10 protein-coding genes are annotated in these 13,233 nt (G+C 73.7%); 3 read left to right on the top strand and 7 right to left on the bottom strand.

The genetic code is table 11. The features are described from left to right. Positions 1-130 precede the first annotated feature (130 nt). Together NX801_RS11380 and NX801_RS11375 are read right to left on the bottom strand one after the other, a co-directional pair. Complete coding sequence (locus NX801_RS11380) at positions 131-676, bottom strand: LemA family protein (RefSeq protein ID WP_258787259.1); 546 nt, start codon at positions 674-676, stop codon at positions 131-133. Between the two features lie 11 nt (positions 677-687). Next, positions 688-1,419 carry an N-acyl homoserine lactonase family protein gene (locus tag NX801_RS11375; RefSeq protein WP_258787258.1) on the bottom strand — a complete coding sequence of 244 codons (732 nt, stop codon included), beginning with the start codon at positions 1,417-1,419 and terminating at the stop codon, positions 688-690. Between the two features lie 169 nt (positions 1,420-1,588). Between NX801_RS11375 and NX801_RS11370 the strand changes: the two genes are divergently transcribed. Then, positions 1,589-1,936 carry a VOC family protein gene (locus NX801_RS11370; RefSeq protein ID WP_258787257.1) on the top strand — a complete coding sequence of 116 codons (348 nt, stop codon included), beginning with the start codon at positions 1,589-1,591 and terminating at the stop codon, positions 1,934-1,936. A gap of 390 nt (positions 1,937-2,326) precedes the next feature. Here the strand turns inward: NX801_RS11370 and NX801_RS11365 are convergent, their stop codons facing one another. The 3 genes from NX801_RS11365 to pgsA are packed head-to-tail and all read right to left on the bottom strand — an operon-like array spanning position 2,327 to position 5,273. Further along, positions 2,327-3,490: a glycosyltransferase family 4 protein gene (locus tag NX801_RS11365; protein ID WP_258787256.1), complete on the bottom strand. Its 1,164-nt coding sequence runs from the start codon at positions 3,488-3,490 to the stop codon at positions 2,327-2,329. Continuing rightward, entirely contained in the window at positions 3,487-4,617 is a 1,131-nt protein-coding gene (locus tag NX801_RS11360) for a phosphatidylinositol mannoside acyltransferase (protein ID WP_258787255.1), read from the bottom strand. The genes NX801_RS11365 and NX801_RS11360 overlap by 4 nt, the downstream gene beginning before the upstream one ends. Next, positions 4,617-5,273 carry a phosphatidylinositol phosphate synthase gene (gene pgsA / locus NX801_RS11355; RefSeq protein WP_258787254.1) on the bottom strand — a complete coding sequence of 219 codons (657 nt, stop codon included), beginning with the start codon at positions 5,271-5,273 and terminating at the stop codon, positions 4,617-4,619. Before pgsA ends, NX801_RS11360 begins: the two co-directional genes overlap by 1 nt. A 505-nt stretch (positions 5,274-5,778) precedes the next feature. On the opposite strand from pgsA, the gene NX801_RS11350 reads away from it, so the two are divergent. Together NX801_RS11350 and NX801_RS11345 are read left to right on the top strand one after the other, a co-directional pair. Next, positions 5,779-8,121: an elongation factor G-like protein EF-G2 gene (locus NX801_RS11350; protein WP_258787253.1), complete on the top strand. Its 2,343-nt coding sequence runs from the start codon at positions 5,779-5,781 to the stop codon at positions 8,119-8,121. A 364-nt stretch (positions 8,122-8,485) separates the two neighbouring features. Then, the gene (locus NX801_RS11345) at positions 8,486-10,150 is read left to right on the top strand and encodes a hypothetical protein (RefSeq protein ID WP_258787312.1); all 1,665 of its coding nucleotides are present in this window, start codon (positions 8,486-8,488) and stop codon (positions 10,148-10,150) included. A gap of 226 nt (positions 10,151-10,376) precedes the next feature. On the opposite strand, the gene NX801_RS11340 is transcribed toward NX801_RS11345, so the two are convergent. Both NX801_RS11340 and thrS read right to left on the bottom strand, forming a co-directional pair. Continuing rightward, the gene (locus tag NX801_RS11340) at positions 10,377-10,937 is read right to left on the bottom strand and encodes an HIT family protein (RefSeq protein ID WP_258787251.1); all 561 of its coding nucleotides are present in this window, start codon (positions 10,935-10,937) and stop codon (positions 10,377-10,379) included. Positions 10,938-11,024: 87 nt separating this feature from the next. Next, entirely contained in the window at positions 11,025-13,001 is a 1,977-nt protein-coding gene (thrS, locus tag NX801_RS11335) for a threonine--tRNA ligase (protein WP_258787243.1), read from the bottom strand. Positions 13,002-13,233: the final 232 nt, after the last annotated feature.

The following is a 13,233-nucleotide window of genomic DNA, read 5'->3' as shown; positions in this document are numbered from 1 at the left end:
CCGCCGCCCACCGGCCGGCGCTCCACCGGCCCTCCGCGCCCCTCGTCCTCCGCTCCGCCAAGCCGCCCTCCGCGCCACCGGGGCGTGCGGCCCACCCGGCGGGTTACGGCCCGGCGCCGGGCCGCCCCGCTCAGCCGCCCGGGCGGGCGGCGAGGGCGACGGGCGGTTCGTCGTCCATCTCGAAGGCCATCGGGAACGGAGCGTGCCCGGCCAGCCGGAACCAGCGGACCTTCCGGTGCCGGCGCAGCGCCCGGGCGGCGCGTACCGCGTCGTTGTGGAAGCGCCGGGCCATCGGCACCCGCCGGACCGCCGCCGCCAGCTCCCCGGCCGCCTCCTCGCCGCCGGGCGCCTCCTGCACCGCCTCCATCTGCTCCGGCTCCCCGAAGACCGCGCGCAGCGCCTGGCTCAGCTCGCTCTCCGCGACCTCCCGCTGGTCCTCCTCGGCCTGCCGGGCCGCGTGCGCCGCCTGGTAGAGCACGATGGAGGCCGCCGGGTCGAGCATCCCCGAGGTCGCCAGCTCCTGGGCGACCGAGGCGCGGCGCAGCAACTGGGCGTCGAGCGCGGCGCGGGCGGCGTCGATCCGGGCGTGCAGCCGGTCCAGCCGGCCGGCGGTCCAGCTCAGGTACAGGCCGATCGCGCACAGGGCGGCGACGATCCAGATGAAGGTTTCGATCACGGGCGGCAAGGCTACCGGGGCGCCGGGAGGGTGCCTTCCCACACCGACCGGTCATGGGCGAAGAGCACCCGGCGCGGACGGAAGCCGGCGAGCGTGTCGAGCCAGCCCGGGTACGGCCCTGGACGCGGGCCGCCGGTGCCGGGGCGGCCCGGGTCCAGGGCCGCGCGCCGGGCCATCTCGGCGGAGGCGAAGTGCGAGGCGAAGTCGTGGGCCTGCCCGGCCAGCACGGTCGCGCCGTCCGGCCCCGCCACCACCAGCGACTGGTGACCTTCGGTGTGGCCGGGCGTGGGCACCACATGGACACCCGGCCAGATCTCGGCGGGGCCGTCCAGTTCCTCGTACCGGGCGCCCGGGAAGTCGACCAGGGCGTCGATGGTGTACCCGTCGGCCCGGGCGGCGGCCAGCTCGGTGCGCTGGACCAGGACCGGGCGGCCGGCGAGCAGGGGATTGCCGCCGCAGTGGTCGAAGTGAAGATGGCAGTTGACCACCAGGTCGACGGAGCCGAGCGAGGTCCCGGCGGCGGCCAGCCGATCCGCCAGATCGTGGCGGCGGGGCCGGTAGTGCGCCTCGGCCGCCGGATCGCCGCCACCGACGCCGGTGTCGAAGAGCAGCGTTCCGGCCCGGTGCCGGACCAGGTAGGCGAGGACCGGTTCGGCGCGTGGATGGTCCTCCTCCGCCTCATCGGCGGGACGGAGGAAGTAGCCGAGATCGAGTCGGTGGACGGTGGCGGTCATGCGCCTCATGCTGCCGCCGGACGCACGGGCCCGGGGCGGGTGTTCGCCCTGGGCATGACCGGCCGGGAAGGACCGGAGATCTCCCGGGCGATGAGTTCTCCGTACCGGACCGGTCGTCCATGGGCGGGGAGACGGAGCGGAGAGGGTGGGACGAATGGAACGGAAAGGACTGACGGTCATGTCGGTGACGCATGTGCTGGCGGTCGCGCCGGTACGGGAGATCGAGGCGGCGGTGGCCTTCTACGAGCGGCTGCTCGGCCGCCCCGCCGACGCCCGGCCGATGGCGGGGCTGGCGGACTGGCACCTCACGCCGGGCGGCTGGCTCCAGGTCTTCCAGGACCCGGAGCACGCCGGGCGGACGCTGCTGAACCTGGTGGTGCCCGATCTGGACCGGGCGCTGGCGGAGCTGGCCGACCGGGGCATCACCGCGGGACCGGTGGCGCCGGGGAAGGACCGGGTGCGGTTCGCCCCGGTCACCGACCCGGACGGCAACCGGGTCACCCTCATCGAGCACCCGATCACCTGAGGCAGCGGGCAGCGGGCAGCGGGCAGCGGGCACCAGAGCCGTTTCCCGGCCACCTGAGCACCGGGCACCGGAGCCGGTCCCCCGGCCGCCCGAGCACCGGGCGTCCGGTCGCCGGAAAGCGCCGGACCGGCCCCGACCCTCGGGCCGCCGGACGGGCACCGACCGCCCGGCACCCGGGGCCCCGGAAACGCGTGACCGGAGCCGGGACCGGGCCCGGGCCCGAGATCGGAGTCGGGCGCCGGAGCCCCCGAAACCGCGTGAACGAGACCGGGACCGGGCCCCCGAACGCTCGGCCGTGACCGGGCCCCGGAGCCCCCGAACGCGGCCAGGACCGGGCCCCGAAGCCCCCGGAAGCGGGCCGGAGTCCAGGCCCCCCGAGCCCGGCCGTGCTCAGTCGCGGACCAGGCCCCAGCGGGCGCGGAGGCCGGTGGCGCGGTCGTCCTCGGCGACGGAGGCGGCGCCGTCGGTCACCGTCTCGTACACGGCCAGGATGTCGGCGCCCACCGTGGACCAGTCGAAGCGCCGCACATGGGCGCTGCCCCGCTCGCGCAGCCCGGCGCGCCGGTCGGCGTCACCGAGCAGCCGGACGGCGGCGGCGGCCAGCGCTTCGGCGTCCTCGTTGGCGAACAGGTCCCCGGCCGCGCCCTGGTCCAGCACCTGGGCGAAGGCGTCCAGGTCGCTGGCGAGCACCGGGGCGCCCGCCGACATGGCCTCGACCAGGATGATGCCGAAGCTCTCGCCACCGGTGTTGGGCGCCGCATAGACGTCGACGCTCCGCAGCAGCCGGGCCTTGTCCTCGTCGCTGACCATGCCCAGGAACTCGACGCGGCCGCGCATCCCGGCCGGCAGCGAGGCGACCGCCTCCTCCTCGTCGCCCCGGCCGGCCACCAGCAGCCGGGTGTCCGGGCGGGCCTCCAGGATGCGCGGCAGCGCCCGCATCAGCACCGGCAGCCCCTTGCGTGGCTCGTCGATGCGGCCGATGAAGCCCAGGGTGCCGCCCTGCCACTCCGCCTTGGGCTCGGCCCCGGCGAAGAAGTCGACGTCCACGCCGTTCGGGATGACCACCGCGTCACCGCCCAGGTGCTCCACCAGGGTCCGGCGGGCGTACTCGCTCACCGCGATCCGGGCGCTGATCTTCTCCAGCGCCGGCTGGAGGATCGGATAGGCGGCGATCATGGCCCGGGAGCGCGGATTGGAGGTGTGGAAGGTGGCGACGATCGGCCCCTGCGCCGCCCAGCAGGCCAGCAGGCCCAGCGACGGCGAGGCCGGCTCATGGATGTGAATGACGTCGAAGGTGCCCTCGCGCAGCCACCGCCGCACCCGGGCCGCCGACAGGAAACCGAAGTTCAGCCGGGCCACCGAGCCGTTGTACGGCACCGGGACCGCCCGGCCGGCCGAGACCACGTACGGCGGCAGCGGGGTGTCGTCGTCGGCGGGGGCCAGCACCGACACCTCGTGGCCGCCGCCGATCAGATGCTCGGCCAGGTCCCGGATGTGGAACTGGACGCCACCCGGCACGTCCCAGGAGTACGGGCAGACGATGCCGATCCTCACGAGGCACGCTCCCCCGGGGCGGAGCCACCGGAGGCCCCCGGCGCACCGGACGCACCGGCCGGACCAGAGTCACCCGACGGACCGGACGTACCGGCCGGACCGGCCGGATCCGAAAGACCCGACGGGTCCGGCGCACCCGACCCACCAGCCGGACGGGAGGCACCCGACGGGCCCACCGCACCCGGCCCGCCGGCCGGGCCCGGCGCGCCGGACCGCCCCGCCCCGCCCGGCGGCCCGTCCAGGTCCGCCAGCCACAGCCGCTGGAGCATGTGCCAGTCCTGCGGGTGGTCCGCGATGCCGGTGGCGAAGGCGTCGGCCAGTTCCTGGGTCATGGCGGCGGTCTTCTCGGCGCGGGTCCCGGTCTCGGGCACCTCCACCGCCGGGTGCACCCGCCCCCGCATCACCGGCGAGTCGTCGTACCAGAGGGTCACCGGCAGCAGCAGCGCCCCGGTCTGCTGGGCCAGCATCGCCGGGCCGGCCGGCATCCGCGCGGTCTCTCCGAAGAACTTGACGCCCACGCCGGAGGAGGACAGGTCCCGGTCGGCGACCAGGCAGACCAGGCCGCCCGCGCGCAGCCGCCGGGCCAGCGTGCCGAAGGCGGAGCCGCCGGTGTGCGGCAGCACCTCCATGCCGAGCGACTCCCGGTAGGCGACGAACCGGTCGTACAGCGTCTCGGGCTTCAGCCGCTCCGCGACGGTGGTGAACGGCACCCCGAGCGCCCGGGTCACCCAGACCCCGGCCAGGTCCCAGTTGGCCAGGTGCGGAAGCGCGAGTACGACGCCCTTCCCGGCCACGAGCCCCTCGGTCAGCCGGTACACGTCCTGCGGGTCGAATCCGGCGCGTACCCGCTCCTCGCTCCAGACCGGCAGCCGGAACGACTCCATCCAGTACCGCATGTACGAGCGCATCCCGGCCCGGGACAGCTCGGCCAGCCGCGCGGGGGTGGCGTCCGGCACCACCCGGGCCAGGTTCGACTCCAGCCGCAGGACACCCTTGCCGCGCCGCCGCCAGGCCGTGTCGGCGATCCGCCGGCCGAGCCCGGCCGCCACCGGCTCGGGCAGCTTCTTCACCGCGCCCCAGCCGAGCCCGTACAGACCGTCGGTGAGCCGGTCCCGTGCGTCCCCCATCAGACCGCCTTCCCCTGAGTGGCGGCCGCGTCCGCCTCGGCGGCCTCCCGCCGTACCGTCACCACCCGCTGGCCGAGCGTCACCGCACTGCCGGCCGCCACGATCCAGAGCGCGATCGGCAGCAGGATCTGGATGCCGGGCACGCCGAAGCCGTGCAGCCCGGCCAGACCCGCCGCGACCAGCGAGATCACCAGCCGCTCGGCGCGCTCGACCAGTCCGTTGACCGCCACCGGCAGTCCGATGGCCTCGCCGCGCGCCTTGGTGTACGAGACCACCTGGCCGCTGGCCAGGCAGAAGATCGCGACCGCGCAGAGCACATTGTCGTCGCCCCGGCCCGCGTACCAGAGCGCGAAGCCGCCGAAGATCGCCCCGTCCGCGACCCGGTCCAGCGTGGAGTCCAGGAAGGCTCCCCAGCGGCTGGAGACCCCGGCCTGCCGGGCCATGTTGCCGTCGACCAGGTCGGAGAAGACGAAGAGGGTGATGACGATGGTGCCCCAGAAGAACTCGCCGCGCGGGAAGAAGACCAGCGCGCCCGCCACCACACCGGCCGTTCCCACGAGCGTGACGGCGTCGGGGCTCACCCCCCGCCGGAGCAGAAACGCGGCGAACGGCGTGAGAACACGCGTGAAGAACGCACGCGCGTACTTGTTCAGCATGGCCTTCCCGAGGGGTCGGTGGGCCGCGCGGCCCCTACGGCCACCGGCTGGCCCATCGTAGCCACGCCCGCCCGGCCGCCACCGCCGGGCACCACGCCCCGGCGCCGGTACCGGCCATGCCCGGGGCCCGGCCCCCGGCGCCGGACCCCACCGGACCTCGCGCGGCCCTGACCGTACGGCCCCGGCATCCGGACCGCCGGCCGGGGACGGGCAGCCAGGCGGCCGATGACGATTGGCCGGGAACGGGCGGGCGGTGACGGGCAGGGCCGGGTGACGGCCGGCCGGGGACGGGCAGGGGGCCGGTGACGGGCGGGCGGCGGCCGGGCAGGCGGCCGATGACGGGCGGGCGGCGGCCGGATGTCCGCCGTATGGACGGCACCGCGCGGGAGTGGAAAGCTCGAAGGACCACCGCGGGCACCGCTGGAGCCCCGGCCCCGTCCGCGCGGTCTCCCGCGCGCCCGCGCCCCCACCTCACCGAGCAGTCCCCTGACCGGGAGGAACAAGCATGGGCGACAAGGCGAACACCCACCCCGGAGCCGCCGGCAGAGCAGTTACGGCCGACCGCCCCGCGTCGGTACGGAACGTGGTGCTGGTCGGCCACAGCGGATCGGGCAAGACGACCTTGGTCGAGGCGCTCGCGCTGACCGCCGGAGCGGTCAACCGGGCGGGCCGGGTCGAGGACGGCGCCACGGTCTCCGACTACGACGAGATCGAGCACCGCCAGCAGCGCTCCGTACAGCTCTCGCTCGTCCCGCTGGAGTGGGACGGCTACAAGATCAACCTTCTGGACACCCCCGGATACGCCGACTTCGTCGGTGAGCTGAGGGCCGGTCTGCGCGCGGCGGACGCGGCCCTCTTCGTCGTCTCGGCCGCCCAGGAGGCCGACGCCGTGGCCGGTTCCTGCCGGGCGGTGTGGGAGGAGTGCGCGGCCGTCGGGATGCCCCGGGCCGTGGTCGTCACCCACCTGGACACCGCACGTACCGACTTCGAGCGGCTCACCACCGTGCTCGGCGAGATCTTCGGCGGCGACGACCCCGACGCGATCCTCCCGCTCTACCTCCCGGTGTACGGCGCCGAGGCGGCCGACGGCCACGCGCCCGCCACCGGACTGGTCGGGCTGCTCACCCAGAAGATCTTCGACTACTCCTCCGGCACCCGGCAGGAGAACCCGCCGGACGAGCGCCAGGCCCCGGTGCTGGCGGCGGCGCGCGGCCGGCTGATCGAGGGGATCATCGCCGAGAGCGAGGACGAGTCCCTGATGGACCGCTATCTCGGCGGGGAGGACATCGACCTCAAGACGCTGATCGAGGACCTGGAGACGGCCGTCGCCCGGGGCTCCTTCCACCCGGTGCTCACCGCCGCCCCCGCCGCGCCCGGCGCCGCCCAGGGGCTGGGCACGGTCGAGCTGCTCGATCTGATCACCCGGGGCTTCCCGACCCCGCTGGAGCGCCCGGCGCCGGCCGTCACCACGCCGGACGGCGCCCCGGGGCCGGAGCTCTCCTGCGACCCGGACGGGCCGCTGGTGGCGGAGGTGGTGCGCACCGCCTCCGACCCGTATGTGGGGCGGATCTCACTGGTACGGGTCTTCTCCGGCACCCTCCGCCCGGACCAGACGGTCCATGTGTCGGGCGGGCCCGGCGCCGGCCGCGCCCGGGCGGACGGCGCCCACGCCCCCGGCCGGACCGGCAACGGCGGCAACACCGGCAACGGCGGCAACACCGGCAGGGCGGCCGGTCACGCGGGTCAGGGCGACAGTGGCGGCGACGGCGGTCCCGGTGGCGGCGCGACCGGTACGGCACACGATCTCGACGAGCGGATCGGCGCCCTCTCCTCCCCCTTCGGCAAGCAGCAGCGCCCGCTGGACCGGTGCATCGCCGGCGACCTCGCCTGTGTCGCCAAGCTGACGGCCGCCGAGACCGGCGACACCCTCTCCGGCAAGGACCGGCCGCTGCTGGTCGAGCCGTGGGCGATGCCCGAACCGCTGCTGCCGCTCGCCATCCAGGCGCACGGCAAGGCCGACGAGGACAAGCTCTCCCAGGGGCTGGCCCGGCTGGTGGCCGAGGACCCGACCATGCGCCTGGAGCAGAACCAGGACACCCATCAGCTGGTCCTCTGGTGCCTGGGCGAGGCGCACCGGGACGTGGCCCTGGAGCGGCTGCGCACCCGGTACGGCGTCCAGGTCGACGTCGTACCGCACCAGGTGGCGCTGCGGGAGACCTTCGGCGACCGGTCGGAGGGGCGGGGCCGGCATGTGAAGCAGTCCGGCGGCCACGGCCAGTACGCGATCTGCGAGATCGAGGTGGAGCCGCTGCCGCCCGGCTCGGGCATCGAGTTCGTGGACAAGGTGGTCGGCGGTGCCGTCCCGCGCCAGTTCATCCCGTCCGTGGAGAAGGGCGTCCGCGCCCAGGCCGCGCGCGGGGTGGCGGCCGGGCATCCGCTGGTGGACGTACGGATCACCCTGCGCGACGGCAAGGCGCACTCGGTGGACTCCTCGGACGCCGCCTTCCAGACGGCGGGCGCGCTCGCGCTGCGCGAGGCCGCGTCCGGGACGCGGGTCAATCTGCTGGAGCCGGTGGCCGAGGTGCGGGTGCTGATCCCGGACGCGTACGTCGGCCCGGTGATGAGCGACCTGTCCGGGCGGCGCGGCCGGGTGGTCGGCACCGAGCCCGCGGGACCGGGCCAGACGCTGGTGCGGGCGGACGTGCCGGAGCTGGAGATCGGCCGGTACGCGGTCGAGCTGCGGTCCCTCTCGCACGGCACCGGCCGCTTCGACCGGTCCTACGTACGCCATGAGGCGATGCCCCAGCAGGTGGCCGACCGGCTCCGGGAGACGGCCGGGCAGCTCTGAGGGACGCGGCCGGGGCACGGCCGGCCGGCACCGGCGGCGGGCGGAGGCCGGGCCGTTCCTGGTACGGGGAACGGCCCGGACCCCGGGCGCCGGGCCGCGACTTCCGCGCTCCCGGGTGGCGGCTCCCGGGCGCCGGCTTCCGGCATCCCCGGCGGCGGCGTTCAGCGTCTCCGGCGGCGGCTTCCGGCATCCCCGAGGGGCGGCATCCGGCACTCCCGGGGGCGGCATTCGGCCGTCTCCTGACGCGGGCGACGGGACGCGGATACGCTGTAGTGCCCCGCTCAGCAGGTGTACGGGCTACGGGCGTTGGGAACGGGCGCAGTGGCGGGAGAGGGCGACGGATGCCACGGTGGCGGACGCGGCGATGGGGGCGGCAGTGACGGCAGTGACAAGTGAGAGTTTCGGCGTCGGGGCGCAGGTCCCGATCCAGGGCTCGGGCGGCGGGACCGTGGCGACGAACGCGCTCGCCTCCGCCGCGTACCGCGACGGTCCGGTCGAGGAGATCCTCAAGGCCGACAACGACGTGCACAAGTCGACCGTCGTCAAAGGCCGGTTCAGTCTCTTCGAGCCCAATCTCGGCGAGGCGTTCGCGCGCGCGGTGCAGGCGCGGATGCTCGGCGGCGCGCGGGCGCCGCTGATCCAGTCCTTCGGCACCGAGCCGCAGCCGGTGGTGGAGCACTGCCTGGCCGCCAACCGCGTCCGGCGGCGGCGGGACCGGACGCTCACCCTGATCACCGTCGGTTTCGGTGTGGTCTTCCTGCCCGGTCTGCTGATCTGGCTCGCCGTCTTCCAGCTCCGCCGCACGCTCTCGGGCGCCTCCAACAAGGGCGCCGGGGCGCTGGGCACCGCGATGGTGCTCGCGGTGGGGGTGCTGGCGGTGCTCTTCTGGGTCCGGATGCCGTTCGGCGGGCTGCCGGCGATCTATCTGCGGGTGATGTTCGTCGCTCCGGTGATCGGCTGGTTCCTCGCCAAGCGGGTCTGCGAGAAGACCGCGCAGACGCTGCGGGCGCACTGGGAGTCGCTGCTGACGGGTGGCGCGGTCGGCCCGAAGCTCCCCGAGGCGGTGCCCCAGAACCCGGGCGAGACCGCCGCCGAGGAACTGCGCCAGTCGCTGGCGAAGCTCGGCGCCGAGCAGCGCTCCAATGTCGTCTTCTACGCCGGGCCCAAGGGAATACTGGGCATGGGCACCCGCTGGGGCAGCTGGCAGCTGGCCGAGGAACTGGTCCCCCAGGAGGGGCGGGAGATCCACGCCTTCCGGACCTGGGACGTGATCCGGCCCATCCACGACGAGCTCAAGCTGCTGGAGCGCGGCACGCTGAAGACCGGTTTCCCGACGCCGGTGGTCAACCACTGGATCGTCTCCCCGGTCGGGGAGGGCGCCGCGGCGGTGGCCCGCCCGGCGAGCGAGAACGTGGTCGGCTTCCAGGTGAAGCCGCACGAGATACAGCGCATCTGCAACGAGAACCAGTTCGGCAAGGGCGACCGGCACTATCTGGGCGTGCAGTTCGTCCTCTGGGACGGGCAGCTGGTCCTGACCATGATGGTCACCGTGACGGCGCTGCTGCACACCCTGCGGATCGAGGTGACCGGCCACGCCCTGGGCCCGGTGCACCCGCTGTTCACCACCAAGCCGAGCCCCAAGTCCAGGACCGTCTCCAAGTCCGTCCGGTTCTGGGAGACCAAGACGATCCCGCTGCCGCTGGTGGAGACCAACGAGGTGGTACGGCTGGCCGCCCGCGCCCCGCTCACCTGGTTCCCGCCGGTCCTCGACCACCTCGGCGGCAAGCTGGTGCTGCCCGAGCCGTTCGGCCTGCGGCACGCCTGGGCCGACCAGCCCTGGCGCCACCGGTTCATGGCCGACGACGCCATCCGCGCGGCGACCCCGGTGATGCGCGCCGTGCACCGGGCGACCATCAGGACGCTGGACGACCACGGGGTGGACACCGAGCGGTTCAGCAACCGGTCCATGGTCCTCAGCGGCAGCGTCCAGGACCCGTCCCCCCGCCGCGCCGACGCCTACGACGCCTGACGGCTCCCCCCGTACCCGTACGGCTCCGGCCCCGCAGGACGTGCCCCGGCCCCCGTGATCTTCCGAGCACGGGGGCCGGGGCGCGTCCGGAGCACCGGTACGGGGCGGAGGCGTACGCGCCCGGTACGGAACAACCGTCAGGCGGATCCCACGGGACCCGGGCGGGACCGGGCGGGATCAGCGGCTCGGAAGATCAGCGATCCAGAAAGATCAAAAGATTCATGGATCAGCGGACCGGCCAGGCGTCGGCCAGCATCCGGCGGGTGTCCGCGAGGAGCTGCGGCAGCACCTTGGTGGCGGCGACCACCGGCATGAAGTTGGTGTCACCACCCCAGCGCGGCACGATGTGCTGGTGCAGATGGGCGGCGATCCCCGCGCCCGCCGCCGCGCCCTGGTTGAGCCCGATGTTGAAACCGTGCGCGCCCGAGGCGGTGCGCAGCGCCGTCATCGCCTGCTTGGTGAACTCGGCCAGCTCGGCCGTCTCGGCGTCGTCCAGCTCGGTGTAGTCCGCCAGATGCCGGAACGGGACGATCATCAGATGACCGCCGTTGTAGGGGTAGAGGTTGAGCACGGCGTAGACCTTCTCGCCCCGGGCGACGACCAGCCCGTCCTCGTCGGATTTGGACGGGATCGAGCAGAACGGGCAGCCGTCGTCGGCACCCGGGCCGGTGGGCTTGTTCTCCCCCTGGATGTACGCCATCCGGTGGGGCGTCCACAGGCGCTGGAACGCGTCAGGCGTCCCGACTCCGATCTGCTGTTCCGGCTCAGTCGTCATGCGGGCCAGCATATTCCGTACGGGTGACCGAGCACGCCGCGAGGGGCGGCCCCGGACAGGGCCGCCCCTCGCGGCAGGCAGCGGAAACGCGTGCGGTGCTCAGACCTGGACGCGCCGCTCCACCACGTCGGCCAGCTTCGCCAGCGCCTCCTCGCGCGGGATGCCGTTCTCCTGGGAGCCGTCCCGGTAGCGGAAGGAGACCGTGCCGGCGTTCATGTCGTCGTCGCCGACGATGACCATGAACGGCACCTTCTGCTTCTGCTGGTTGCGGATCTTCTTCTGCATCCGGTCGGAGGAGGCGTCCACCTCCACCCGCAGGCCCTTCTTCTTCGCGTCGGCGGCGAACTCCCGCAGATAGTCGACATGCGCGTCACCGACCGGGATGCCGACCGCCTGGACCGGGGCCAGCCACGGCGGCATGGCGCCCGCGTAGTGCTCCAGGAGCACCGCGAAGAACCGCTCGATGGAGCCGAACAGCGCCCGGTGGATCATGACGGGCCGCTGCTTGGTGCCGTCGGCGGCGGTGTACTCCAGGTCGAACCGGTCCGGCAGGTTGAAGTCGAGCTGGACCGTGGACATCTGCCAGGTCCGGCCGATGGCGTCCTTGCACTGCACCGAGATCTTCGGGCCGTAGAAGGCCGCGCCGCCCGGGTCCGGGACGAGCGGGAGGTTCTGCCGCTCGGCCACCTGGCGCAGGGTCTCGGTGGCCTCCTCCCACGCCTCGTCCGAGCCGACGAACTTGGTCTCGTCCTTGGTGGAGAGCTCCAGGTAGAAGTCGGTCAGACCGTAGTCGCGCAGCAGGTTGAGGACGAAGGTGAGGGTGCGGTCCAGCTCCTCCGCCATCTGCTCCTTGGTGCAGTAGATGTGCGCGTCGTCCTGGGTGAAGCCGCGGGCGCGGGTCAGCCCGTGCACCACGCCGGACTTCTCGTACCGGTACACCGTCCCGAACTCGAAGAGACGCAGCGGCAGTTCGCGGTAGGAACGGCCGCGCGCGTCGAAGATCAGGTTGTGCATCGGGCAGTTCATGGGCTTGAGGTAGTAGTCCACGCCCTCGTCGAGCTGCATGGGCGGGTACATGCCGTCGGCGTACCAGTCCAGGTGGCCCGAGGTCTCGAAGAGCCGCCCCTTGGTGGCGTGCGGGGTGTAGACGAACTCGTACCCCTCCTCCTCGTGCCGCCGGCGGGAGTAGTCCTCCATGGTCCGGCGGATGATGCCGCCCTTGGGATGGAAGACCGCGAGGCCGGAGCCGATCTCGTCCGGGACGGAGAAGAGGTCCAGCTCGTTGCCGAGCTTGCGGTGGTCGCGCTTCTCGGCCTCGGCGAGGAAGTCGAGGTGGGCCTTGAGCTCGTCCTTGGACGGCCAGGCGGTGCCGTAGATGCGCTGGAGCATCGGGTTCTTCTCGCTGCCGCGCCAGTAGGCGGCGGCGTTGCGCATCAGCTTGAACGCCGGGATGTTCCGGGTGGTCGGCAGGTGCGGGCCCCGGCAGAGGTCCTTCCAGCACAGCTCGCCCGTCTTGGCGTCCAGGTTGTCGTAGATGGTCAGCTCGCCGCCGCCCACCTCGACACTGGCGCCGTCCTCGCTGGAGGCGTTGCCCTTGAGGCCGATCAGCTCCAGCTTGTACGGCTCGTCCGCCAGCTCCTCGCGGGCGGCGTCGTCGCTCACCACCCGGCGGGCGAAGCGCTGGCCGCGCTTCTGGATCTCCTGCATCTTCTTCTCGACGGCCTTGAGGTCGTCGGGGGTGAAGGGGCGCGCGACGTCGAAGTCGTAGTAGAAGCCGTCCCGGACCGGCGGGCCGATGCCGAGCTTGGCCTCGGGGAAGAGCTCCTGCACGGCCTGGGCCATCACATGGGCGGTGGAGTGACGCAGGATGTCGAGACCGTCCGGCGAGGAGATCTCGACCGGCTCGACGGTCTCGCCGTCCGCGACCTCGTGGCTGAGGTCCTTGAGCTGCCCGGCCACCCGGGCGGCGACGACGGTGCGCTCCCCGGAGAAGAGGTCGGCGGCGGTAGTGCCCGTCGTCACCACGCGCTCTTCCCGCTCGGAATCGCGTTGGATGATCACACGGACGTCTGACACCGGGTTCTCCTGACTGGAAGGGGGAGCTCTGAAGCCGTAGTGGGTAGCCACTACGGCTTCAGATGGTACCGAGCGGCCCGCCCCGCCCGCGAAACGGTTTGCCCCCGCACGCTTCCTCCCCGGCCCCGGCACCGACCCTGGTCCGCGCGGCCACCCGGCACCGGTTCCTCCTGGCCGCCGGCCCCGGTTCCCCGTGGCCCCCGGCACCGGGCCCGTCCGGCCCCGTCCTCCC

It is taken from the genome of Streptomyces pyxinae (assembly GCF_024756275.1).
Lineage (GTDB): Bacteria > Actinomycetota > Actinomycetes > Streptomycetales > Streptomycetaceae > Streptomyces > Streptomyces pyxinae.
The sequence above is the reverse complement of the archived record's forward strand: the minus strand, read 5'-3'. Positions and strand labels throughout refer to the sequence as shown.

Bases quoted from the DNA above. Each gene is read 5' to 3' on its own strand.
- NX801_RS11375 (WP_258787258.1), bottom strand. From the start codon at position 1,419: ATGAGGCGCATGACCGCCACCGTCCACCGACTCGATCTCGGCTACTTC.
- NX801_RS11370 (WP_258787257.1), top strand. From the start codon at position 1,589: ATGTCGGTGACGCATGTGCTGGCGGTCGCGCCGGTACGGGAGATCGAG.
- NX801_RS11360 (WP_258787255.1), bottom strand. From the start codon at position 4,617: ATGGGGGACGCACGGGACCGGCTCACCGACGGTCTGTACGGGCTCGGC.
- pgsA (WP_258787254.1), bottom strand. From the start codon at position 5,273: ATGCTGAACAAGTACGCGCGTGCGTTCTTCACGCGTGTTCTCACGCCG.
- NX801_RS11350 (WP_258787253.1), top strand. From the start codon at position 5,779: ATGGGCGACAAGGCGAACACCCACCCCGGAGCCGCCGGCAGAGCAGTT.
- NX801_RS11345 (WP_258787312.1), top strand. From the start codon at position 8,486: ATGGGGGCGGCAGTGACGGCAGTGACAAGTGAGAGTTTCGGCGTCGGG.
- NX801_RS11340 (WP_258787251.1), bottom strand. From the start codon at position 10,937: ATGCTGGCCCGCATGACGACTGAGCCGGAACAGCAGATCGGAGTCGGG.